Source organism: Micromonospora sp. NPDC005237 (assembly GCF_040607775.1).
GTDB lineage: Bacteria > Actinomycetota > Actinomycetes > Mycobacteriales > Micromonosporaceae > Micromonospora.
This window is the reverse complement of sequence record NZ_JBEXHJ010000005.1, coordinates 197,801-220,105: the sequence shown is the minus strand read 5'-3', so window position 1 is coordinate 220,105 and position 22,305 is coordinate 197,801. Positions and strand designations below refer to the sequence as shown.

17 protein-coding genes are annotated in these 22,305 nt (G+C 71.4%); 10 read left to right on the top strand and 7 right to left on the bottom strand.

Annotation, left to right across the window (positions count from 1 at the left end):
- Positions 1 to 138 precede the first annotated feature (138 nt).
- A complete protein-coding gene (gene trmB, locus ABZT87_RS15800; RefSeq protein WP_355136488.1) occupies positions 139 to 759 on the top strand; it encodes a tRNA (guanosine(46)-N7)-methyltransferase TrmB in 621 nt (206 codons plus the stop codon).
- A gap of 76 nt (positions 760 to 835) precedes the next feature.
- Complete coding sequence (locus ABZT87_RS15795; protein ID WP_355136193.1) at positions 836 to 3,349, top strand: DUF3516 domain-containing protein; 2,514 nt, start codon at positions 836 to 838, stop codon at positions 3,347 to 3,349.
- A gap of 14 nt (positions 3,350 to 3,363) precedes the next feature.
- Here ABZT87_RS15795 and ABZT87_RS15790 read toward each other — a convergent pair whose 3' ends face one another.
- Positions 3,364 to 4,467: an LPXTG cell wall anchor domain-containing protein gene (locus tag ABZT87_RS15790; protein ID WP_355136191.1), complete on the bottom strand. Its 1,104-nt coding sequence runs from the start codon at positions 4,465 to 4,467 to the stop codon at positions 3,364 to 3,366.
- A 463-nt stretch (positions 4,468 to 4,930) separates the two neighbouring features.
- On the opposite strand from ABZT87_RS15790, the gene ABZT87_RS15785 reads away from it, so the two are divergent.
- The 3 genes from ABZT87_RS15785 to ABZT87_RS15775 all read left to right on the top strand — a co-directional run bounded on the left by ABZT87_RS15785 (position 4,931) and on the right by ABZT87_RS15775 (position 8,288).
- Positions 4,931 to 6,094, top strand: coding sequence for an MFS transporter (locus ABZT87_RS15785; protein WP_355136189.1), 1,164 nt, complete (start codon positions 4,931 to 4,933; stop codon positions 6,092 to 6,094).
- 450 nt (positions 6,095 to 6,544) lie between these two features.
- On the top strand, positions 6,545 to 7,189 hold the full coding sequence (locus ABZT87_RS15780; protein WP_355136187.1) for a hypothetical protein: 645 nt from the start codon (positions 6,545 to 6,547) through the stop codon (positions 7,187 to 7,189).
- Between the two features lie 64 nt (positions 7,190 to 7,253).
- Positions 7,254 to 8,288: a hypothetical protein gene (locus ABZT87_RS15775; RefSeq protein ID WP_355136185.1), complete on the top strand. Its 1,035-nt coding sequence runs from the start codon at positions 7,254 to 7,256 to the stop codon at positions 8,286 to 8,288.
- A gap of 126 nt (positions 8,289 to 8,414) precedes the next feature.
- Here ABZT87_RS15775 and ABZT87_RS15770 read toward each other — a convergent pair whose 3' ends face one another.
- Genes ABZT87_RS15770 through ABZT87_RS15755 form a run of 4 tightly spaced genes read right to left on the bottom strand, consistent with a single transcriptional unit; the run spans position 8,415 to position 12,446 of the window.
- Positions 8,415 to 9,362: an iron-siderophore ABC transporter substrate-binding protein gene (locus ABZT87_RS15770; protein WP_355136183.1), complete on the bottom strand. Its 948-nt coding sequence runs from the start codon at positions 9,360 to 9,362 to the stop codon at positions 8,415 to 8,417.
- Positions 9,362 to 10,285, bottom strand: coding sequence for an ABC transporter ATP-binding protein (locus tag ABZT87_RS15765; RefSeq protein WP_355136181.1), 924 nt, complete (start codon positions 10,283 to 10,285; stop codon positions 9,362 to 9,364). Before ABZT87_RS15765 ends, ABZT87_RS15770 begins: the two co-directional genes overlap by 1 nt.
- A 20-nt stretch (positions 10,286 to 10,305) precedes the next feature.
- The gene (locus ABZT87_RS15760) at positions 10,306 to 11,403 is read right to left on the bottom strand and encodes an iron ABC transporter permease (RefSeq protein WP_355136179.1); all 1,098 of its coding nucleotides are present in this window, start codon (positions 11,401 to 11,403) and stop codon (positions 10,306 to 10,308) included.
- Positions 11,400 to 12,446, bottom strand: a complete 1,047-nt coding sequence (locus tag ABZT87_RS15755) for an iron ABC transporter permease (protein WP_354858335.1) — start codon at positions 12,444 to 12,446, stop codon at positions 11,400 to 11,402. Before ABZT87_RS15755 ends, ABZT87_RS15760 begins: the two co-directional genes overlap by 4 nt.
- A gap of 254 nt (positions 12,447 to 12,700) precedes the next feature.
- On the opposite strand from ABZT87_RS15755, the gene ABZT87_RS15750 reads away from it, so the two are divergent.
- Positions 12,701 to 13,060 (top strand): YciI family protein, encoded by a 360-nt coding sequence (locus tag ABZT87_RS15750; protein ID WP_354858338.1) that lies wholly within the window; start codon positions 12,701 to 12,703, stop codon positions 13,058 to 13,060.
- A gap of 15 nt (positions 13,061 to 13,075) precedes the next feature.
- Here the strand turns inward: ABZT87_RS15750 and ABZT87_RS15745 are convergent, their stop codons facing one another.
- Positions 13,076 to 13,444: a cytidine deaminase gene (locus ABZT87_RS15745; protein ID WP_355136177.1), complete on the bottom strand. Its 369-nt coding sequence runs from the start codon at positions 13,442 to 13,444 to the stop codon at positions 13,076 to 13,078.
- A gap of 120 nt (positions 13,445 to 13,564) precedes the next feature.
- On the opposite strand from ABZT87_RS15745, the gene hrpA reads away from it, so the two are divergent.
- Complete coding sequence (gene hrpA, locus ABZT87_RS15740) at positions 13,565 to 17,629, top strand: ATP-dependent RNA helicase HrpA (RefSeq protein WP_355136175.1); 4,065 nt, start codon at positions 13,565 to 13,567, stop codon at positions 17,627 to 17,629.
- Positions 17,630 to 17,671: 42 nt separating this feature from the next.
- On the opposite strand, the gene ABZT87_RS15735 is transcribed toward hrpA, so the two are convergent.
- Entirely contained in the window at positions 17,672 to 18,604 is a 933-nt protein-coding gene (locus tag ABZT87_RS15735; RefSeq protein WP_355136173.1) for a LysR family transcriptional regulator, read from the bottom strand.
- Between the two features lie 83 nt (positions 18,605 to 18,687).
- Here ABZT87_RS15735 and ABZT87_RS15730 point away from each other — a divergent pair, with 83 nt between their 5' ends.
- From ABZT87_RS15730 to ABZT87_RS15720, 3 genes are read left to right on the top strand one after another with little or no spacing between them, the layout of a single operon-like run.
- Complete coding sequence (locus ABZT87_RS15730; protein WP_354858344.1) at positions 18,688 to 19,371, top strand: succinate dehydrogenase cytochrome b subunit; 684 nt, start codon at positions 18,688 to 18,690, stop codon at positions 19,369 to 19,371.
- 1 nt (position 19,372) lies between these two features.
- Positions 19,373 to 21,310 carry a fumarate reductase/succinate dehydrogenase flavoprotein subunit gene (locus ABZT87_RS15725; RefSeq protein ID WP_355136171.1) on the top strand — a complete coding sequence of 646 codons (1,938 nt, stop codon included), beginning with the start codon at positions 19,373 to 19,375 and terminating at the stop codon, positions 21,308 to 21,310.
- Positions 21,307 to 22,068 (top strand): succinate dehydrogenase/fumarate reductase iron-sulfur subunit, encoded by a 762-nt coding sequence (locus ABZT87_RS15720; protein WP_354858349.1) that lies wholly within the window; start codon positions 21,307 to 21,309, stop codon positions 22,066 to 22,068. Before ABZT87_RS15725 ends, ABZT87_RS15720 begins: the two co-directional genes overlap by 4 nt.
- Positions 22,069 to 22,305 lie beyond the last annotated feature (237 nt).

Here is a 22,305-nt window from a genome sequence, read left to right as displayed (position 1 = left end):
TTACCGGTCGCACATCACATCCGATCCGCGGACGACGTCGCGTACGCTCGGGTCGCTGTGACCACCACCGACCCTGACCCCGCCACCGTCCCGCCTGCGGGCCGGACGATCCGCACCTTCCACCCCCGACGGGGCCGGATGAGCGGCCGCCAGACCGACGCGCTGGAGCGGCTCTGGTCGTCCTACGGCCGGGACGTGTCGGGCGAGCCCGTCGACCTGACCGCCCTGTTCGGCCGTCGGGCCCCGGTGGTTCTGGAGATCGGCTCGGGCATGGGCGACAGCACCGCCGCGATGGCCGCCGCCGACCCGGATCGAGATTATCTGGCGGTCGAGGTGCACACGCCGGGAATCGCGAACCTGCTCGACCTGGTGGACCGCGGTGACCTCGGCAACGTACGGGTGGCCCAGGGCGACGCGTTGGAGCTGGTCAGCGGCCTGCCGGAGGGCGTCCTGGACGCCGTACACATCTTCTTTCCCGACCCCTGGCCGAAGGCCCGCCACCACAAGCGGCGGATCATCCAGCCGGCGCACGTGGCGCTGCTGCGCTCCCGGCTGGTCCCCGGCGGGACGCTGCACTGCGCGACCGACTGGGCCGAGTACGCCGAGGCGATGCGGGAGACCCTGGACGCGGACCCGGAGCTCGTCGACGCGTACGGCGGCTTCGCGCCGCGTCCGGCGCACCGCCCGGTGACGAAGTTCGAGCGGCGGGCGATCACCGCCGGGCGGCCGGTGGCCGACCTGATCTACCGCCGACGGTGACGAGCCGGCCCGGACGGGTGCCCGGCGGAGGTCGGGTTGGCGCGCGGGGGCATGATCCAGGCACCATGGACGGGATATGACGCTCACCGCCGCGCTGCCGACAAGCGCCGACCCCGACACCCTCTTCGACGCGTTCGCCAGTTGGGCGAAGGAGCGCGGCCTCGACCTCTATCCCCATCAGGAGGAGGCGGTCATCGAGATCGTCTCCGGCGCCAACCTGATCATGAACACGCCCACCGGCTCGGGCAAGAGCCTGGTGGCCATCGCCGCGCACTTCGCGGCCCTCGCGGACAGCCGGACGACCTTCTACACCGCGCCGATCAAGGCCCTGGTGTCGGAGAAGTTCTTCGCGCTCTGCGAGGTCTTCGGCGCCGAGAACGTCGGCATGCTCACCGGCGACGCCAGCGTCAACGCCGACGCCCCGATCATCTGCTGCACCGCGGAGATCCTGGCCAACCTCGCGCTGCGCGAGGGCGCCAAGGCCGACGTCGGCCAGGTGATCATGGATGAGTTCCACTTCTACGCCGAGCCCGATCGGGGCTGGGCCTGGCAGGTGCCGATCATCGAGCTGCCGCAGGCCCAGTTCGTCCTGATGTCCGCCACCCTGGGGGACACCACCCGGTTCGTCGACGACCTGACCCGACGCACCGGGCGGCCGACCGCCGTCGTGCGCTCGGCGGAGCGGCCGGTCCCGCTGATCTTCTCGTACGCGATGACCCCGCTGCACGAGACGCTCGAGGAGCTGCTGGAGACCAAGCAGGCCCCGGTGTACGTCGTGCACTTCACCCAGGCCGCCGCGCTGGAACGCGCCCAGGCGCTGATGAGCGTGAACGTCTGCACCCGCGCCGAGAAGGACATGATCGCCCAGGCGATCGGCGGTTTCCGGTTCACCTCCGGCTTCGGCAAGACGCTGTCCCGGTTGGTCCGGCACGGCATCGGCGTGCACCACGCCGGCATGTTGCCCAAGTACCGCCGGCTCGTGGAGACCCTCGCGCAGGCCGGCCTGCTCAAGGTCATCTGCGGCACCGACACCCTCGGCGTCGGCATCAACGTGCCGATCCGCACCGTGCTGTTCACCGGCCTGTCCAAGTACGACGGGGTGCGGACCCGGCTGCTCAAGAACCGCGAGTTCCACCAGATCGCCGGGCGGGCCGGCCGGGCCGGCTACGACACCATCGGCCGGGTCGTGGTGCAGGCCCCCGAGCACGTCATCGACAACGAGAAGGCGCTCGCCAAGGCCGGCGACGACCCGAAGAAGCGCCGCAAGGTGGTCCGCAAGAAGCCGCCGGAGGGCTCGATCGGCTGGGGCCAGCCCACCTTCGACCGGCTCGTCGACGCCGAGCCGGAGCCGCTGACCTCCAGCTTCGGAGTCAGCCACTCGATGCTGCTCAACGTCATCGGCCGACCCGGGGACGCCTTCACGGCGATGCGGCACCTGCTCACCGACAACCACGAGGAGCCGGCTGCCCAGCGCCGGCACATCCGCCGGGCCATCGCCATCTACCGGGCCCTGCGCGCCGGCGGGGTGGTCGAGGAGCTGCCCGAGCCCGACGAGACGGGCCGACGGATCCGCCTCACCGTCGACCTCCAACTCGACTTCGCCCTCAACCAGCCGCTCTCGCCCCTCGCGCTGGCCACCATCGAGCTGCTCGACGCCGAGTCCCCGTCGTACGCGCTCGACGTGCTGAGCGTGATCGAGTCGATCCTCGACGACCCCCGGCAGATCCTGTCCGCACAGCAGTTCAAGGCCCGCGGCGAGGCCGTCGCCGCGATGAAGGCCGAGGGCATCGAGTACGAGGCCCGCCTCGAACTGCTCGACGAGGTGACCCACCCGAAGCCCCTCGCCGAGCTGCTGGAGGCCGCGTACGAGATGTACCGGCAGGGCCACCCGTGGGTCGCCGACCACCAGCTCTCCCCCAAGGCCGTCGTCCGGGACATGTACGAGCGGGCCATGACCTTCACCGAGTACGTGCAGTTCTACGGGCTGACCCGCTCGGAGGGTCTGGTCCTGCGCTATCTGGCCGACGCGTACAAGACGCTGCGCCAGACCGTGCCCGAGGACGCCAAGACCGAGGAGCTGATCGACCTCATCGAGTGGCTCGGCGAGCTGGTCCGCCAGGTCGACTCCAGCCTCATCGACGAGTGGGAGCGGCTGCGCAACCCGTCCGACGTGGCCGAGGTCGCCCAGGCGCACGCCTCCCTGACCGACCGGCCACCGGCGGTGACCCGCAACGCGCGGGCGTTCCGGGTGCTGGTGCGCAACGCGCTGTTCCGCCGGGTCGAGCTGGCCGCGCTGCGCCGCTGGGACCTGCTCGCCGAGCTGGACGCCGAGGACGGCTGGGACTACGACGCGTGGGCCGACGCCCTCGCGCCGTACTTCGAGGCGTACGACTCGATCGGCGTCGGGCCGGACGCCCGTGGCCCGGCGCTGCTGATGATCGAGCAGGGCCGGGAGCGGTGGACCGTCCGGCAGATCTTCGACGACCCGGACGGCGACCACGACTGGGGCATCAGCGCGGAGATCGACCTCGTCGCCTCGGACGAGGTCGGGGCGGCGGTCGTCCGGATCACGGACGTCGGCCAGCTCTGACGCGTCGCCGCCCGTCAGACGGTGAACCAGATCCGACGGCGACGAGCCACGACGAACAGGGTCGCGCCCGCGACCAGCAGCAGACCGGCGGCGGCGAGCACGCCGCCGGTCGACTGACCGGTCACCGGCAGGCCGCCTCCCCCGCCGTCGGCACAACCGGCGGGCTGCTCCCACCTGTACGGACCGTTGAGGTGGCTGGCCTGCGGATCGAACGCGTCCGACCGAAGCGCGACGGCCAACCCCGCGACGGCCGGGAAGGACACGTCGACGGTGGTGCCCATTTCGACGAGCCGCCGCTGCTCCGGGCCGTGGTTGGGATTGAAGAGGACCAACGAGTTCACACCGACATTCGGTCCCGACACCGCGATGACGAGCTTTTCGCAGGTCGAGCGGGCACGGATGTCCGGGACGACGCAGTGACCCGGATCGAACTCCCAGGAGTACACGGCGATCGCCTCGCTCGCGCCCGCGACGGTCACCGAGAAGAAGTCGTATCCCCGGGGAACCACGATGCCCTTCGCCGTCGCTCCCGGCGCCAGCGAGACGGTTCGTGAGTAGCCCTTGGGGTAGGTCGCGAGCACCACATCGACCGTCCGCCCGGCGGGCGGGTTAGCCAGGTCGACCAGCACGGTGCCGTCGCACCGAGGCTGGAAACTGGCCGTCGGATCGGTGGGCGGCTGCCCGCACCTGCCATCGAGCGGGGCGCCAGCGGCGACGCCAGACGTCTCGGAGTAACCGTCGTCCCACTGCACCCACACGGCCAGGTCGGCGAAGGTGGCGGTGCCCGGCAGGGTCTGGGTGCCGGTCACCGGCTTGCCCAGGGAATGCGGGAAGACGCCTTCGGGGCTGGCAGCGATGGGGTCGATGCTGGTGTCGGGCGGATACACCTCGACCTTGACGAACCGGTATCGCGTCGCGTCGGTCGGGGCGGTCTCGGCAAGGACGGTCCACTGGATCTGGTAGGTGCCGTCGGCCATGCACCGTGCCTCGTGGTTGACGGTGAAACCCGGGGGATCTGCGTTCGCCGTGGGCATGAAGGCCAGCGTCCCGGCGAGGCTGACCACAACCGCCCCGAGGGCAGCCAGTGCTCGCCGTCGCCACGATCGGACATTGATCACGGATGCTCCTGCGATGAGGTGAGCGGGAGTGGATCGACCCGGCCGGCGCGACGCCCTGATGCCGGATACGGGTGCCCCTACGCCGCGTCACTCCGGGATGGGAACGGCCGGTGAGCTCGGGCAGATGCTACCGCCGAAGACCCACCGACAGTGACCCGTGTCACTCACCCGACCGGACGAAACGTCCTGTCTCCAGGGCGCGGCTGTCCGGTCCCGCAGGTAACTGGCCAGCAGTCGTGGCGTCGGCCAGGACTGGGACAACTCGGCGCGGACGCCGTACCCCATGCCACCCCGAGCAGCTGAGCCGCCGGGGGCGCGGCGCGGAACTGAACAGCCATCCGCCTTCCAGGCGCTCACCGAACCGCGATGATCACGATCTCGACTGGAACACTAGAGTAAGGGGATGACAGAGGACCGGCCCCTTACCTTGTGGGCGGGACGCGCGGCCGCGCTGCTGGGCATCGTGCTCGTCGCGCTCACCCTGCGCCAGACGGTTGCGGTGATGTCACCGATCCTCGGTGACATCCGGGTGGACATCCCGATATCGAACATCGGCGCCGGGCTGCTCGGCACGTTGCCACCGATCCTGCTGGCGGTATCGGGGTTCGTCGCGCCGCGCGTCGCCCGCGGCATCGGCCTCGACGGCGGCATCGTGCTGGCGCTGCTGCTCATGACCGTCGGCCATCTCGTGCGCGCGGCCGCCCCGGACTACGCGGTGCTGCTCGTCGGCAGTGTCGTCGCGCTCGCCGGCACGGGCATCGGCAATGTGCTGCTGCCGCCGATCGTGCGGCGCTACTTCCCCGACCGGGTAGCGCTGCTGACCGCCGTCTACGTCTGCATCCTGGGCGTGAGCACGGCCCTGCCCGCGGCGGTCGCCGCCCCGGTCGCCGAGCAGGTCGGGTGGCGGTTCTCGCTCGGCATCTGGGCGGCGAGCTCGGGGGTCGCGCTCGTTCCGTGGCTCGTCACCATCGCGCGGGAGCGCCGCCGCCGACTCCCGGATGCCGACGCCGTCGAGTCCTCGCCCACCACCCTCGTCACGCGACTGTGGCGGTCCCGCACGGCCCTATCGATCACCGTCGTGTTCTCGACCAGCACGATCCTTACCTACGCGTGTTTCGCGTGGCTGCCCGAGATCCTCGGCGACATCGCCGGCTCGACGCCGACCGAAGCCGGTGCGCTGCTCGCCGTCACCGGCATCATCAGCGCGCCCATCGCGCTCGTTGCGCCCCTGCTCGTCACGCGGCTGCAGGGTGTCGGCCGGCTAATCGCCGCCGGTATCGCCAGCTTCGCGCTCGGCTACCTCGGCCTGCTGCTCGCGCCCGCGACCCTCACACTGCTCTGGGTGCTGCTTATCGGCTCGGGTTCGATCCTGTTCCCGGTCAGCCTCGTGCTCATCAACGTACGCACCCGAACCCAGGCCGGCACCGTCGCGCTGAGCGGCTTTGCCCAGGGGGTCGCGTACGCGCTCGGCGCGCTCGGTCCACTGCTCGTCGGCCTGCTGCACGACGTGAGCGGCGGGTGGACCCTTCCGCTGCTGTTCCTGCTCGCCGTCGCCCTCGTGGCGGCCATCCCGGCGTTCACGCTGGCCAAGCCCACGTTCGTCGAGGACGAGCTCTCCCGCCCGTAATCCAGCCGAGGATCATGATCATGGTTCGATGAGCGCCTCTTCGTCCTCTCTCAAGCGCGCCGCGCCGTGATGTCCATCCTCGCTAACCGAGCCCTGGACGAAGGCCTGACCACGGGGCTGCTATCCGCCACCGCCGACGGGCGAGGGCTCTACTCCGCTCTGGGCTGGCAGATCCGCGGCGAACCGGCGGGAGCGTTCCGACCGGAATGACCAGGCCGGACGGCGCCCACCCCGGCGCACCGGCTTCCGTCGATGCCGATCTTGAAGTTAGCCCGGACCTGCCTCTGTCGCGGGCAGCATCTCCGGGACGGTGCCGCTGGCCACCTTCGATCGGACTGGCCACCTATCGGCGGACGGGACAGCGGTCCACCCCTCAACTTCGCTGGGCAATGTCAGACCTGTCGATTAGAATGTATGTACTAATAAAGATCCTGACCTGGGAGGACGCCCGTGACCGCGCCCACCTCCACGCCCATCACCCCCTACGCCACACTGCTCGGTTTCACCCGCTACGTCGACCGCACCGGCCCCACCAAGGCGACCTTCGTCGGCGGGCTGCGCAAGCAGCGCGCCAGCCGGTCCGGCTTCAACCCGCACGGCCAGTTCGTCAAGGCGCTCAAGGCCGACATCGCCTTTCACACCGGCGGCACCCACCTGACCGGGGTGGTTGACGTGGTCAAGCCGCGCTGGCGCCCGCTCTACCAGTCGCTGGTCCCCGGCGCCACGGCCTGGCTGCACTCCCTCGGCGAGCCGGCCGCCGTCGATCTCGCCCAGACCCGCGACGCCCTGGCCATGCTGGGCGACCTACCCGTCAAGATCAACCCCCATTTCGGGGTACGCCACGCCGACGGCCGCGCCGAAGCGGTCCGCCTGCACTTCGACGAGGCCCCGCCGAGCGAGGAGTCGGTGCTCGCCACCCTGCACCTGATGGCCCGACACATGGACGCGGTCCTTCCGCACGCCGAGCCGGTCCTGGTCGACGTCCGCCGAGGCCAGGCCCACCGCACACCCGCCGACGCCAAGCCCGACCAGATCGAACGATGGCTCTCCGGCGAAGCCGCCGCCTTCCGCGCCATCTGGTCCACCGCCGCCTAACAACCCACCCCCGCCGCGCCCGCCTCCCAGACCCACATTCACCAAGATCCGCGCAACTTCAGGGATGCTGCTGCTTCAGGATGTCGGGAGGCAGCAAGAAGCCCGAAGTTGCGCGGATCTTGGCGTTCCGGAAGCGGCGAGGGGTTATCCACAGGGGCTGCCAACGGGCAGTTCCGGCGGTCAGGGTGACCTCATGCCTGTTTCCCCACGACGGCCGGCGAGGCTGCAGGGGCGCGTCTTCCGCGGCTCTCACGTCGTCGCTCAAGGCCTGCTCACCCGGACGGAGTTGCGCAGCGCGGCATGGCGCCCCGTGTTTCGGGACGTGTACGCGGATGCCAACCTGACGCTCACCCATCGCACTCGTTGCGCCGCCGCGGCACGCTGGGTGCTGCCACCGGGCGTGGTGATCGCTGGCCGCAGCGCGGCAGCGCTCTACGGCGCCGCATCGGCCGCCGACGCGCAGCCCTTGGAGGTGCTTGTGCCCGCCGGTCAGCGATTCGGGCCGGTATCGGGGTTCGTCGTGCACACCGGCACGCTCGCCATCACCGACGTGGCGGTACGCCAGGGCGTCCCACTGACCACGCCGACGCGCACATGTTGGGATCTAGCCCAGTGGCTGCCGACAGAGGAGGCGGTCGCCATTGTGGACCGCTTTGCCCACCAACACCTGGTGGATCTCGCCCAACTGCACACGGACGCCCGAGCGCAGATCGGTAAGCGGGGCTGGAGAAGCATGGCGAGGGTGGTCGATCTGGCCGACGCCGGGGCGGAGTCGACGCCGGAGTCCCGACTGCGGGTGCGGATCGTGCTCGCCGGGGTCACTACTCCCGTGACCCAGTTCGTCGTGGAGCGCGACGGGAAGTTCCTGGCTCGTCTCGACCTGGCCTGGCCCCATCTCAAGGTGGCGGTCGAGTACGACGGGTTGTGGCACCACGATCCCGAGCAGTTCCACCGCGACCGGCGTCGCCTCAACCGTCTGCTCGGTGAGGACTGGATCGTTCTGCACGTCACCGCGAAGCGGTTCCGCGAGGACTTCGCCGGCTTCCTGACCGAACTCCGCCAAGCCCTGGCTTCTCGCGCCGGTGCCCACCCCCGCTGACCACAACGGCCAAGATCCGCGCAACTTCAGGGATCCTGCTGCCTCGCGATCTGGTGAGGCAGTTTCCCCGAAACTGCGCGGATCTTGGGGCCGCGATTGCGTGGGCACCCGCGTCGGGGGGCTTTGTCAGGCGGCGGGGAGGTACTTGGCCAGGTCGTCGAGGATCTTGTTGGCGGCGCCGACGCCGATGCCGGTCATCCAGACCTCGTCGGAGACCGGGTACGCCTTGCCGGCCTTGACCGCGCCGAGGCCCTTCCAGAGAGTGCCGCCGGCCACCTTGGCCTGCTCGGCAGCGGCCTTGTCGCCGTACGCGGTCACGAAGATGACGTCGCCGTCGACCTCGTTGATCCGCTCGGGGCTGACCAGGTCGAAGCGCTTGTCCTCCTTGTTGGCGAGCAACTGCCGCTCGGGGCGGCCGAGGCCGGTGTCGCCGATGACGATGCCGGAGAAGGAGTCCGGGCCGTACACCCGGATGTTGCCCGGGATGAACCGCACGATCGACACCTTGCGCGCGGCGGGGCCGCCGAGGGTGGCGCCGAAGTCCTTGGCCCGCTTCTCGTACGCGCCGAGCAGGTCCTTGGCCTGCTGCTCGCGGCCGAGCGCCTTGCCGTCGAGGAGGAAGTTGTCCTTCCAGGTGATGCCCACCTTGTCGGTGAACACGGTGGGCGCGATGGCGGCCAGCTCGTCGTAGAACTTCTCCTGGCGGAACTTGCTGCCGAGGATGAGGTCCGGCTTGAGTGCGTTGATCGCCTCCAGGTCGGGCTCGGTGAGCACCCCGACCTCCTTGATGCCGGCGAGCTTGTCCGCGCCGAAGTACGTCGGCCAGCTCTTCGCCTCACCGGCGGTGGCGGCGCCGACGGGGGTGATGCCCAGCGAGAGCGCCGTGTCGATCTTGTCGGTGTCGAGCACGACGACGCGCTTGGGGTCGGCCGGGACCTTGGTGGTGCCCATGGCGTGGGTGATCTCCCGGGTCTCCCCGGTGGCGGAACCGGCGACCGGGTCGCTCTCACCGCAGGCGGTGAGGCCGGCCCCGAGGGCGACGGCCGCGGCGAGAGCGGCGACGAGACGACGCATCAGAGTCCTTTCGAGGGGTACGTGCCGGCGAGCGGGGTCGCCGCGTCGCCGGTGGCGGGTCGGGCGTCCGGGACGGACGCCGTCGACGAATCGGGGTCGCCCGCGTCAGCGGACGGGGCACCAGGGCCCGACGGCCGGGCGGCGGGGCCGCCGGTGTGCGCGGGCACCACGAGCGGCGCTCCGGTCACCGGGCAGGGGACGACGACGCAGGCCAGCCCGAAGACGTCCCGGACCAGGTCCGCGGTGAGGATCTCCCGGGGCGGCCCGGCGGCCACCACCGCGCCGGCGCGCATCGCGATCAGGTGGTCGGCGTAGCGGGCGGCCTGGTTGAGGTCGTGCAGCACGGCGACCACGGTGCGGCCGCGCTCGACGCGTAGCCGGTGCAGCAGGTCCAGCACCTCCACCTGGTGGGCCAGGTCGAGGAAGGTGGTCGGTTCGTCCAGCAGCAGGGCGTCGGTGTCCTGGGCCAGGGTCATGGCGATCCACACGCGTTGCCGCTGGCCGCCGGAGAGGCTGTCCACCGGCCGGTCGGCCAGGTCGGCCACGTCGGCCATGGTCATCGCCTCGTCCACCGCCGCGCCGTCGGACGACGACCACTGCCGCCACCACCGCTGGTACGGCTGTCGGCCGCGCCCGACCAGGTCGGCCACGGTGACGCCCTCGGGCACCAGCGGGCTCTGCGGCAGGACGCCGAGCCGACGGGCCACGTCGCGGGTGGGCAGGTCACGGATGGCGGCGCCGTCCAGCAGGACCATGCCGCGTCGCGGGGTGAGCAGCCGGGCCATCGTGCGCAGCAGGGTGGACTTGCCGCAGGCGTTGGGGCCGACGATGACGGTGAACGCGTCGGTCGGCAGGTCCAGGGTGAGCCCGTCTAGCACGGTCCTCTCGTCGTAGCCGACGACCAGGTCGCGGGTGGAGAGCATCACACGACTCCTTGAGGGCGTCACGACGACGGCCGCCGTCCACGAAGCAACAGGAAGATCAGGTACGGGCCGCCGATCGCGGCGGTCAGCACACCGGCCGGCAGTTGGGTGGGTGCGAACAGCCGCCGACCGGCCAGGTCGGCCAGCACCAGCAGCAGCGCGCCGAGCAGCGCGGCGCAGACCAGCGGGGGCCGTTCGGCGCGGACCAGCCGGCGGGCCAGTTGAGGTGCGACAAGCGCCACGAAGTCGACGGCGCCGACCTGGGCGGTGACCATCGCGGCGACGAGCACGCCGGTGCCGGCGAGCCCGATCCGGCGGGCCACCGGACGCAGCCCGACGCCGCGCGCGGTGTCGTCGTCCAGGGCGGTGCTGTTCAGGGCCCAGCCGGCCCAGGCCAGCACCGGCAGCAGCACCAGCAGGGTGCCGGCGATCCAGGCGGCCTCGGTCCAGCCCTTGCCGGCGAGGGTGCCGATCAGCCAGATCTGCGCCCGCAGGCCGTCGATCGGGTCGGCGGTGAGCATGACCACCTCGGTGAGCGCCCGGAAGGCGAACGCGACCGCCGCGCCGGCGAGGATGAACCGCTGCGCGGCCAGTCCGTGCCGGGCGCCGAGGGCGAACAGCAGCACCGCCGCCACCAGGCCGCCGACCAGCGCGCTCGGCGCCACCAGCACCGCCGCCGCGCCGCTGGTCAGCGCCACGGTCGCGGCGAGGCCAGCGCCCTGGGTGATGCCGATGACGTCCGGGCTCGCGAGCGGGTTGCGCGCCACGCTCTGGATCAGCGTGCCGGCCACGCCGAAGGCCGCCCCGGCCACCGCGGCCAGCACGATCCGGGGCAACCGCAGATCAAGGACAACGAGGTCGTACGGGGTGCCAGCGCCGGAGAGCGCGCGCAGCACGTCGGCCGGGGCGACGTACGGGGTGCCCAGGGACAGGCTGAGCAGCATCGCGAGCAGGAGCAGCACGGTCAGCACGGCGGCGACCAGCACCGCCCGGCGGCGGATCTGCAGGCTGACCGGGCCGAGCAGCAGCAGCGATCGCCCCGGCAGCCGTGCGGAGCCGCCACCGGCCGAGGCGGCGGGGCCGGCCGGGCCGGGGACCGGGCGCTGGGTGGTCGTCACGCGGTCACCACCCGGGCGCGGCGGACCAGCACGGCCAGCAGCGGCGCGCCGAGCAGGGCGGTGATGATCCCGGCCGGTATCTCGCCGGGCGGGGCGACGAGCCGGCCGACGACGTCGGCGCCGAGCAGCAGCGCGGGCCCGAGCAGGGCGGAGACGGCGAGGGTCCACCGGTGGTCCGCGCCGACCAGGGCGCGGGCCAGGTGCGGCACGGCCAGCCCGACGAAGGCGACCGGTCCGGCGGCGGCCACCGCGGCGCCGGTCAGCAGCACCGCGGCGAGGCCACCGGTGAGGCGGACCAGCCCGATGCGGTGGCCCAGCCCGCGGGCCACGTCGTCGCCGAGAGCCAGCGCGTCCAGGCCCCGGGCCACCAGCGCCGCCAGCAGCAGCCCGACGAGGACGAACGGCAGCACCTGGGCGGTGACGCCGAGGTCCCGGCCGGCCAACCCGCCGACGACCCAGAACCGGTACTCCTCGAAGGTGCGGGCGTCGATGCTGAGCAGCGCGTACACCCCGGAGGCGAGACTGGCGTCGAGCGCCGCGCCGACCAGCGCGAGGGTGACCGGGCTCGCGCCCTCGCGGGCCCGGCTGGCGATGGCGAAGACCAGCAGCCCGGCGACCAGTGCCCCGGCGATGCCGAACCAGACGTAGCCGGCGAGTGTGCCGACGCCGAAGACGGAGATGGCGAGCACCACGCCGAACGACGCGCCGGCGCTGATGCCGAGGATGCGGGGCTCGGCGAGGGGGTTGCGGGTGAGCGCCTGGAACAGCACCCCGGCCACGGCGAGCGCGAGCCCGACAGCGAGGCCCAGGGCGGTACGCGGCATGCGCAGTTCCCGGACGATCGTGCTCGCGTCGCTGCCGTCCGGCGCGACGAGGGCGTGCCAGACCGCATCCACACCGAGTGGCCGGCTGCCCAGCGCGAAGCTCGCCAGCACGGCGAGCAGCAGCACCAGTGCCGCCCCGACGGTGACGGCCACCCGTCGGCCGGTACGGGCACCGGACCGGTTGCGGGCCGGCGTCGGCCGGTCGACGAGGGTGGTCACGAGTCTCCTGCACGTTCGAGCTTAGGTTCGCCTAACCTTAGCCGACCTGCAGAAAGTGACCTAACCGGCGTCGGTCGATACCGAAGCGGACGCTCCGGTCCGCCCGCCGCGCTACCGTCCCCGGCCGCCGCGCCTCCGCCCGGCAGCACGCCCAGGGGCCGCATCATCTTTCGCGCACGGGAACAAGTGCGACAGAACACCGATGACACCCGCAAGAGGGACATCCCGCTTCCATCGCGCCATAGGGTGTGACCATGCGATTCGACCAGCACACGGTCGTCCTCCTGGTCCGGCCGTCGGATCCGCCGGACCTGCCACCGGAGGCGATCGACCGGGTGCAGAGCGCCCACCTGGCCCACCAGGCGGGGTTCGTGGAGCAGGGGCTGGTGCTGGCGGCCGGGCCGTTCCTGGACGCCGACGACGGCCAGCTACGGGGCTTCGTCGTGTTCTCGATCTCCCCGGACGAGGTGCGCGCGCTCTACGCCGACGATCCGGCCGTCCGCGCCGGCCTGCTCGTCGCACGGGTGACGAGTTGGATGGTGCCGGAGGGCAACGTGCGGTTCGAGAGCGTGCCGATGCCCCGGTCGATGCTGGAGGCGGCCTCCGGCGACTGAGGCCAGCCGAGCTCGTCAGCCGAGCAGGCCCTCGATCGGGACCACCCGCAGGTCGTCCCCCTCGCCGACGATCACTCGCAGCGACGGAAAGTAGGCACCGAGCACCTGCCCGCACCGGTCGCACGGCTCGACGACCTCGCGTCCCCGGTCGGTGACCGTGACGATCGTCTCCAACTCGGTCACGCCCTGCGTGGCGGCGGTGCCGATCACGACCAGTTCCGCGCAGATGTCCCCTTTGTCGTGCTGGACGTTCACGCCGGAGAACACCCGCCCGTCGGCGGTCCGGGCGGCCGACGCGCCGGTATGGCGCTGGCTGCGGCACCGCAGTTTGGCGACCGCCGTGGCGGCCTGCACCAACGCCCGGTCGGTGTCCCGCAGCTCCATCCCGGCCCCCCAGCGCTCGACGTCGGCCGCAACTCTAGACGGCCGTCCCCGCGCTGCCGCACCCCTCGCGCGGTAACCCAGGGGCGATCCGCCGCCGCGCTGCCTATCCTTGGGCACGACATGCAGAATCCAGCCGCCTCCGCCGCGACCGATCCCGTCCGCGAGCTGCACCGCCGCCTCACTCCCCTGATGTTCCGCGACCAGCGCCGGCTCCAGCGGCGCCTCGACGGTGCCCGCAAGCTGCGCGACCCGCAGCGCCGGGATGCGGCGCTGACCGAGATCACCGCCGAGCTGACCCGGGCCGAGCAACGGCTGGCCGCCCGACGGGCGGCGGTGCCGGTGATCACGTACCCGGCCGGGTTGCCGGTCAGCGAGCGCAAGGACGACATCGCCGCCGCCATCCGTGATCACCAGGTGGTGATCGTGGCCGGCGAGACCGGCTCCGGCAAGACGACCCAGATCCCCAAGATCTGCCTGGAGCTGGGGCGCGGGGTGCACGGCCTGATCGGGCACACCCAGCCTCGGCGGTTGGCCGCCCGGACGGTGGCCGACCGCATCGCCGACGAGCTGGGCACCGAGCTGGGTGACGTGGTCGGCTACAAGGTGCGCTTCACCGACCAGGTCAGCGAGCGCAGCCTGGTCAAGCTGATGACCGACGGCATCCTGCTGGCCGAGTTGCAGACCGACCGGATGCTGCGCCAGTACGACACGTTGATCATCGACGAGGCGCACGAGCGCAGCCTCAACATCGACTTCATCCTCGGGTACCTGCGGGAGCTGCTGCCCCGGCGTCCCGACCTCAAGGTGATCATCACCTCGGCGACCATCGAGACCGACCGCTTCGCCCGGCACTTCGCCGGCCCGCCCACGGCCGACGAGCCGCAGGGCGTGCCCGCGCCGGTGGTCGAGGTCTCCGGGCGCACCTACCCGGTGGAGGTGCGCTACCGGCCGCTGGTCGAGGTCGCCGACGGCGAGGAGGAGGGCGACGGCGACGAGGAGAACGTCCGCGACCAGATCCAGGCGATCGGCGACGCCGTCGAGGAGCTGGCCGCCGAGGGCCCCGGCGACATCCTGGTCTTCCTCAGCGGCGAGCGGGAGATCCGCGACACCGCCGACGCGCTGGGCAAGCTGGTACAGAAGAAGCGCTCCCTGCTCGGCACCGAGATCCTGCCGCTGTACGCCCGGCTGTCCAGCGCCGAGCAGCACCGGGTCTTCGCCGCGCACAGCTCGCGCCGGGTGGTGCTCGCCACCAACGTCGCGGAGACCTCGCTGACCGTGCCCGGGATCAAGTACGTGGTCGACCCGGGCACCGCCCGCATCTCCCGCTACTCCAGTCGGCTCAAGGTGCAGCGGCTGCCGATCGAGCCGGTCTCCCAGGCGTCGGCCAACCAGCGCAAGGGCCGCTGCGGGCGGACGTCCGACGGCATCTGCATCCGCCTCTACGACGAGCAGGACTTCCTGTCCCGCCCCGAGTTCACCGACCCGGAGATCCTGCGCACCAACCTGGCGTCGGTCATCCTCCAGATGACCGCGATCGGGCTCGGCGACCTGGCGGCGTTCCCGTTCATCGACCCGCCGGACAAGCGCAACATCACCGACGGCGTCAACCTGCTGCACGAGCTGGGCGCGCTGGACCCGACCGAGGCCGACCCGGCGAAGCGGCTCACCGCGCTGGGCCGGCGGCTGGCCCAGCTACCGGTCGACCCCCGCCTGGCCCGGATGGTGGTCGAGGGCGAACGCAACGGTTGCGCCACCGAGGTGCTGGTGATCGCCGCCGCGCTCTCCATCCAGGACCCGCGCGAACGGCCGGCGGAGAAGCAGGCCCAGGCCGACCAGGCGCACGCCCGGTTCGCCGACAAGGAGTCGGACTTCGTCGCGTACCTCAACCTGTGGCGCTACCTGCGCGAGCAGCAGCGGGAGCTGTCGTCCAGCGCGTTCCGCCGGATGTGCAAGGCGGAGTACCTGAACTACCTGCGGATCCGCGAGTGGCAGGACATCGTCAGCCAGTTGCGCCAGGTGCTGCGTACCCCGGCGGAGAGCGACCGGCGGGGTGGGCGGCCGGCGCGCGACACCTCGGACGAGGCGGACGCCGGCCGGGGCCGGCGCGGTGGCGCGGACCTGCCGGAGGAGATCGACACCCCGAAGGTGCACCAGTCGCTGCTGCCGGGTCTGCTGTCGCACATCGGGCTGAAGGACGCCCAGAAGCACGAGTACCTGGGAGCGCGGGGCGCGAAGTTCGCGCTCTTCCCCGGGTCGGCGTTGTTCAAGAAGCCGCCGCGCTGGGTGATGGCCGCCGAGCTGGTGGAGACCTCCCGGCTCTGGGGCCGCATCGCCGGCCGGATCGAGCCGGAGTGGGTCGAGCCGCTCGCGCAGCACCTGGTCAAGCGCAGCTACAGCGAGCCGCACTGGGAGAAGAAGCAGGCCGCGGTGATGGCCTACGAGAAGGTCACCCTGTACGGCATTCCCCTGGTCACCTCCCGCAAGGTCAACTTCGGGCGGATCGACCCGGCGCTGAGTCGGGAGCTGTTCATCCGGCACGCCCTCGTCGAGGGCGACTGGCAGACCCACCACCGGTTCTGGGCGGACAACAAGCGCCTGCTCGCCGAGATCGAGGAGCTGGAGAGCCGGGCGCGACGCCGGGACATCCTGGTCGACGACGAAACCATCTTCGGCTTCTACGACCAGCGGATTCCGGCCGACGTGTCCTCCGGCCGGCACTTCGACAGCTGGTGGAAGAACACCCGCCGGGACCAGCCCGACCTGCTCACCTTCACCCGCGAACTGCTCATCAACGACGGCCGGGCCGGGGTGGACGAGAGCGACTACCCCGACGAGTGGCAGGCCGACGGGGTGAGTCTGCCGCTGACCTACCGCTTCGAGCCGGGCACGCCGACCGACGGCGTCACCGTGGACATCCCGCTGCCGCTGCTCAACCAGGTGCCGGCGGAGACGTTCGACTGGCAGGTGCCGGGGCTGCGCGAGGAGACGGTGATCGCGCTGATCCGCTCGCTGCCCAAGGCGATCCGCCGCAACTTCGTGCCGGTGCCGGACTACGCGCGGGCCGCGCTCGCCGCGATCACACCCGGCGAGGAGCCGTTGCTGGACGCGCTCACCCGCCAACTGCGGCGGATGACCGGCGTCACCGTGCCCCGCGACGCCTGGGAGCCGGGCAAGCTGCCGGCACACCTGCGGGTCACCTTCCGGGTGCTCGACGCCGACGAGAAGCCGGTCGCCGAGGGCAAGGACCTGCCGGCCCTGCAACGCCAACTGCGCCAGGAGGTACGCCAGGTGGTGGCGGCCGCCGCGCCGGAGGTCGCCCGGACGGGGCTGCGCGAGTGGAGTATCGACGATCTTCCGCGCACCATCGAGCAGGTGCGCGCCGGCTACGCGGTGACCGCGTACCCGGCGCTTGTCGACGAGGGCGCCACGGTCGGGGTCAAGGTGTTCGACTCCCCCGCCGAGGCGGAGGCGGCGCACTGGGCGGGCACCCGCCGGCTGCTGCGGCTCACCGTGCCGTCCCCGGCCCGGTTCCTTCAGGGCCGACTCAGCAACGAGGCGAAGCTGGCGCTGAGTCGCAACCCGCACGGCGGCGTGCAGGAGTTGATCGAGGACGCGGCGGGCGCGGCCATCGACCGGCTGATCGAGGACGCCGGTGGGCCGGCGTGGGACGCCGAGGGGTTCGCGGCGCTGCGCGAGAAGGTTCGCGCCGACCTGGTCGACACTGTCGTCGAGGTGATGGACCGGGTCCGCCGGGTCCTCGCCGCCGCGTACGCCGTCGAACAGCGACTCGGCGCCACCCGCAACCTCGCCGTGGTGGCCGCGCTCGCCGACATCCGCAAGCAGCTCGCCGGGCTGGTGCACGCCGGTTTCATCACCGAGACCGGGTACGCCCGCCTGCCCGACCTGCTGCGCTACCTGACCGCCATCGAGCGCCGGCTGGACCGCCTGGGCGGCAACCCCCAGCGGGACCGGCAGCAGCAGGACCGGATCGCGGTGGTGCAGAAGGAGTACGACGACCTGCTCGCCGCCCTGCCACCGGCACGCCGGCAGGAGGCGGCCGTCCGGCAGATCCGCTGGATGATCGAGGAGTTGCGGGTGAACGTCTTCGCCCAGGCGCTGGGCACCCCGTACCCCGTCTCCGAACAGCGGATCTACCGGGCGATGGACGACGCCGAGGGCCGCTGACCCGGCCGGGCCGGTCAGGCCGCTCTGGCCCGGTCGGGCCGGTCAGGTCAGGGGCTCGACACCGGGCGGAAGCTCGCCCCGGTCGATCGCCGACTGGATGTAGTCGAGCAGGATCCGCCGCAGTTCCCGACCCGCGTGGGTCGGCACGATGTCGCGGCGGCGGGCCACCGCGATGGTCCGCCGCACCCCGGGCGGAGCGAGGGGGGTGATCCGCACCCCGGGGCGGCGGGCCAGCACGATGCCCGGCACCAGCGCGATGCCCAGCCCCGCCTCGACGAAGCTGAGCACCGCGTCCATCTCACCGCCGTCCACCGCGAAGCTCGGTTCGAAGCCCGCCTCGCGGCACGCCTGGATGGTTGCGTCGCGCAGGTCGTAGCCCTCTCGGAACATCACCATCGGCTGGTCGCGCAGGTCGGTGATGCGCAGCTCGCCGGTCGGCGACGCGGTGGGCACCTCCCCCACCGAGGCCACCACCAGGCTCTCCCGCAGGATCGGGTCGACCCGCAGGCCCGGGTCCGCGCCCTGGGCCGGCATGATGATCAGGGCCAGGTCGAGGTCACCGCGGAGCAGGTTCCGGACGAGATCCTGCGAGCCGCCCTCCTCGACGCGCAGGTCGACGGTGGGATGCGCGTCGCGGAACCGGCGCAGCACCGGCGGGGCGAGCGAGGTGGCGAGGCTCGGGGTCGCGCCGAGCCGGACGCGACCCCGCCGGAGCCCGACCAACTCCTGCACCTCCCGGGTCGCGGTCTCCACGTCGGCGAGGATCCGGGTCGCCAACGGCAGGAGCACCTCGCCGGCCGCGGTGAGGGCGATGTTGCCCCTTACCCGCTCGAACAGCGGCGCTCCGAGGTCGGTCTCCAGGGCGTGAATTTGCTTACTGAGAGAAGGCTGAGTGATGCCGACGATGTCGGCGGCTTGGGTGAAATGTCGTACTTCGGCCACCGCAACGAAGTACCGGAGCTGATGGAGCTGCATCTACATAGCCTAAAGCTATTAATGCTACGAGTTTGATGCATTGGACGACTGATCGAAGTGCTCCTAGCGTCGGTCCCGTGGTAATGACGAAAACTCGGTCGCCCATTCGCTCGAACGTCGGCCTCAAGGCCGTCATGGCGGTGACGGGCATCCTGCTGGTGCTGTTCCTGATCGCGCACATGCTCGGGAACCTGAAGGTGTTCACGGGGGAGACCTCGTTCGACCACTACGCGCACTGGCTGCGCGACATCGGCAAGCCGCTGCTGCCCGGTGTCTGGTTCCTGTGGATCCTGCGCACCGTCCTCGTGGTGGCCGTCGTCGCCCACATCTGGGCCGCCACCGTGCTGGCGTTGCGCGCCCGCGCCGCCCGACCGGTGAAGTACGCCCACCGCAAGAAGGTCCGGGGCAGCTACGCGGCCCGCACCATGCGCTGGGGTGGCGTGATCATCCTGCTGTTCGTGATCTACCACCTCCTGGACCTGACCACCGGCACGCTCAACCCGGTCGGCAACGAGGGCAAGCCCTACGGCAACGTCGTCGCCGACTTCGCGCCGGAGCGCTGGTACGTCACGCTCTTCTACACCCTGGCGATCGTCACGCTCGGCTTCCACCTGCGCCACGGCGCGTTCAGCGCGTTCCGCAGCCTCGGCCAGCAGACGCCCCGGGGCGAGCGTCGGGCGCGCAACGCCGCGCTCGTCTTCGCCGTGGTGCTCTGCGCCGGATACCTGGTGGTCCCGTTCGCCGTTCTCACCGGATTGGTGTCCTGACATGGAACTCTTCACCCAGGGCGACCCGATCGCCGACACGAAGGCTCCCGCCGGCCCGATCGAGAAGCGCTGGGAGACCCGGCGCTTCGAGGCCAAGCTGGTCAACCCGGCCAACCGCCGCAAGATGACCGTGATCGTGGTCGGCACCGGCCTGGCCGGCGGCTCGGCCGCGGCGACGCTGGCCGAGCAGGGCTACCACGTCAAGTCCTACTGCTACCAGGACAGCCCGCGCCGGGCGCACTCGATCGCCGCGCAGGGCGGCATCAACGCCGCGAAGAACTACCGCAACGACGGCGACTCGGTGCACCGGCTGTTCTACGACACCGTCAAGGGCGGCGACTTCCGCTCCCGGGAGTCGAACGTGCACCGCCTGGCCGAGGTGTCGGTCAACATCATCGACCAGTGCGTCGCCCAGGGCGTGCCGTTCGCCCGCGAGTACGGCGGCCTGCTGGACACCCGATCCTTCGGTGGCGCCCAGGTGCAGCGCACCTTCTACGCCCGGGGTCAGACGGGCCAGCAGCTGCTGCTCGGCGCGTACCAGGCTCTGGAGCGGCAGATCGGCCTGGGCAACGTCGAGATGAACTCCCGGCACGAGATGCTGGAGCTGGTCATCATCGACGGCAAGGCCCGCGGCATCGTCGTCCGCGACCTGGTCACCGGCGAGATCAGCACCGAGATGGCCGACGCGGTCGTGCTCGCCTCCGGCGGCTACGGCAACGTCTTCTACCTCTCTACCAACGCCAAGGGCTGCAACGTCACCGCCACCTGGCGGGCGCACCGCAAGGGCGCGTACTTCGCCAACCCCTGCTACACGCAGATCCACCCGACCTGCATCCCCGTCTCCGGCGACCACCAGTCGAAGCTGACGCTGATGAGCGAGTCGCTGCGCAACGACGGCCGGGTCTGGGTGCCGAAGACCAAGGGCGACGACCGCAACCCGCGCGACATTCCGGAGGACGAGCGGGACTACTACCTGGAGCGGATCTACCCCTCCTTCGGCAACCTGGTCCCCCGCGACATCGCCTCCCGCGCCGCGAAGAACGTGTGCGACGAGGGTCGGGGCGTCGGGCCGACCAAGCTCGGCGTCTACCTCGACTTCGCCGACGCGATCGGCCGGCTGGGCCGCAAGGCCATCGAGGCCAAGTACGGCAACCTCTTCGAGATGTACGAGCGGATCACCGGCGAGGACCCGTACGAGGTGCCGATGCGGATCTACCCCGCCGTGCACTACACGATGGGTGGCCTGTGGGTCGACTACGACCTCCAGTCGAGCATCCCGGGCCTGTTCGTGATCGGCGAGGCGAACTTCTCCGACCACGGCGCGAACCGCCTCGGCGCCTCGGCGCTGATGCAGGGCCTGGCCGACGGCTACTTCGTGCTGCCCACCACGATCGCCAACTACCTGGCCTCGGGCCCGCTGGAGAAGGTCGACGCCAGCCACCCGGCGGCGGTCGAGGCGCGTACCGACGTCGAGGACCGGATCCAGCGGCTGCTGGCCGTCAACGGGGACCGGACCGTGGACTCCTTCCACCGTGAGCTGGGCCAGATCATGTGGGAGCACTGCGGCATGGAGCGTAGTGAGGCCGGGCTGCGCAAGGCGATCGGCGAGATCCGCGACCTGCGCGACGCGTTCTGGCAGCGGGTCAAGGTGTCCGGCACGGGCGAGGAGCTGAACCAGTCGCTGGAGAAGGCCGGCCGGGTGGCCGACTTCTTCGAGCTGGCCGAGCTGATGTGCATCGACGCCCTGCACCGCGAGGAGTCCTGCGGAGGGCACTTCCGGGCCGAGCACCAGACCCCCGACGGTGAGGCGCAGCGCGACGACGACCGGTTCGCGTACGTGGCGGCCTGGGAGTTCACCGCCACCGGTGAGCCCTCGGCCCTGCACAAGGAAGACCTGAAGTTCGAATACGTCCACCCCACGCAGCGGAGCTACAAGTGAACCTGACCCTGCGCATCTGGCGCCAGAAGGGCCCTGAGGACAAGGGTCGGATGGTGACCTACCCGGTCAACGACGTGTCCCCGGACATGTCGTTCCTGGAGATGCTCGACGTGCTCAACGAGCGGCTGATCCTCGACGGCGAGGACCCGGTGGCGTTCGACCACGACTGCCGCGAAGGCATCTGCGGCATGTGCGGCCTGATGATCAACGGTGACGCGCACGGGCCGCAGCGCGGCACCACCGCCTGCCAGCTGCACATGCGGCAGTTCACCGACGGCGAGACGATCGACATCGAACCGTGGCGGGCCAGCGCCTTCCCGGTCATCAAGGACCTGGTGGTCAACCGGGGCGCCTTCGACAAGATCATCGCTGCCGGTGGCTACATCACCGCGCCGACCGGCAGCGCACCCGAGGCGCACTCCACCCCGGTCGCCAAGGCCAACGCGGACGCCGCCTTCGAGTCGGCCGCCTGCATCGGCTGCGGCGCGTGCGTGGCGGCCTGCCCGAACGGCTCCGGCATGCTCTTCACCGCCGCCAAGCTCACCCAGCTCTCGCTGCTGCCGCAGGGCCAGCCGGAGCGCTACACCCGGGTGATCGGCATGGTCGACGCGCACGACGAGGCCGGTTTCGGCGGCTGCACCAACGCCGGCGAGTGCACGGTGGCCTGCCCGAAGGGCATTCCGCTGAACACGATCGGCCGGCTCAACCGCGACTACCTCGCGGCCACCACGAAGGGCGGCAACACCCCCGGCTCCTGACCCGCCGCCCCGGCCAACCCCGGCCCTTTCTAGCCACTCCTGGCCACCCTGACCGCCGTGCCCCGACCCTCGGGGCACGGCGGTCAGGCGTTCGGTGGGCACCCGCCGAACGCAGCGACCGTCCCGGTCCGACTCCAGCCCTTACCCCGGGCCGGCCCTGGCCCTGGCCCGGTGGGCCTGCCCCGAGCGCAAGATCCACTCGATATCGCCGATGTGGCGGTGTCCGAGGGGCTCGGA

Coding starts and splice junctions, on each gene's coding strand:
- trmB (WP_355136488.1), top strand. CDS start 139: ATGAGCGGCCGCCAGACCGACGCGCTGGAGCGGCTCTGGTCGTCCTAC.
- ABZT87_RS15795 (WP_355136193.1), top strand. CDS start 836: ATGACGCTCACCGCCGCGCTGCCGACAAGCGCCGACCCCGACACCCTC.
- ABZT87_RS15775 (WP_355136185.1), top strand. CDS start 7,254: ATGCTGCTGCTTCAGGATGTCGGGAGGCAGCAAGAAGCCCGAAGTTGC.
- ABZT87_RS15770 (WP_355136183.1), bottom strand. CDS start 9,362: ATGCGTCGTCTCGTCGCCGCTCTCGCCGCGGCCGTCGCCCTCGGGGCC.
- ABZT87_RS15765 (WP_355136181.1), bottom strand. CDS start 10,285: ATGCTCTCCACCCGCGACCTGGTCGTCGGCTACGACGAGAGGACCGTG.
- ABZT87_RS15750 (WP_354858338.1), top strand. CDS start 12,701: ATGCGATTCGACCAGCACACGGTCGTCCTCCTGGTCCGGCCGTCGGAT.
- ABZT87_RS15745 (WP_355136177.1), bottom strand. CDS start 13,444: ATGGAGCTGCGGGACACCGACCGGGCGTTGGTGCAGGCCGCCACGGCG.
- hrpA (WP_355136175.1), top strand. CDS start 13,565: ATGCAGAATCCAGCCGCCTCCGCCGCGACCGATCCCGTCCGCGAGCTG.
- ABZT87_RS15735 (WP_355136173.1), bottom strand. CDS start 18,604: ATGCAGCTCCATCAGCTCCGGTACTTCGTTGCGGTGGCCGAAGTACGA.
- ABZT87_RS15730 (WP_354858344.1), top strand. CDS start 18,688: ATGACGAAAACTCGGTCGCCCATTCGCTCGAACGTCGGCCTCAAGGCC.
- ABZT87_RS15725 (WP_355136171.1), top strand. CDS start 19,373: ATGGAACTCTTCACCCAGGGCGACCCGATCGCCGACACGAAGGCTCCC.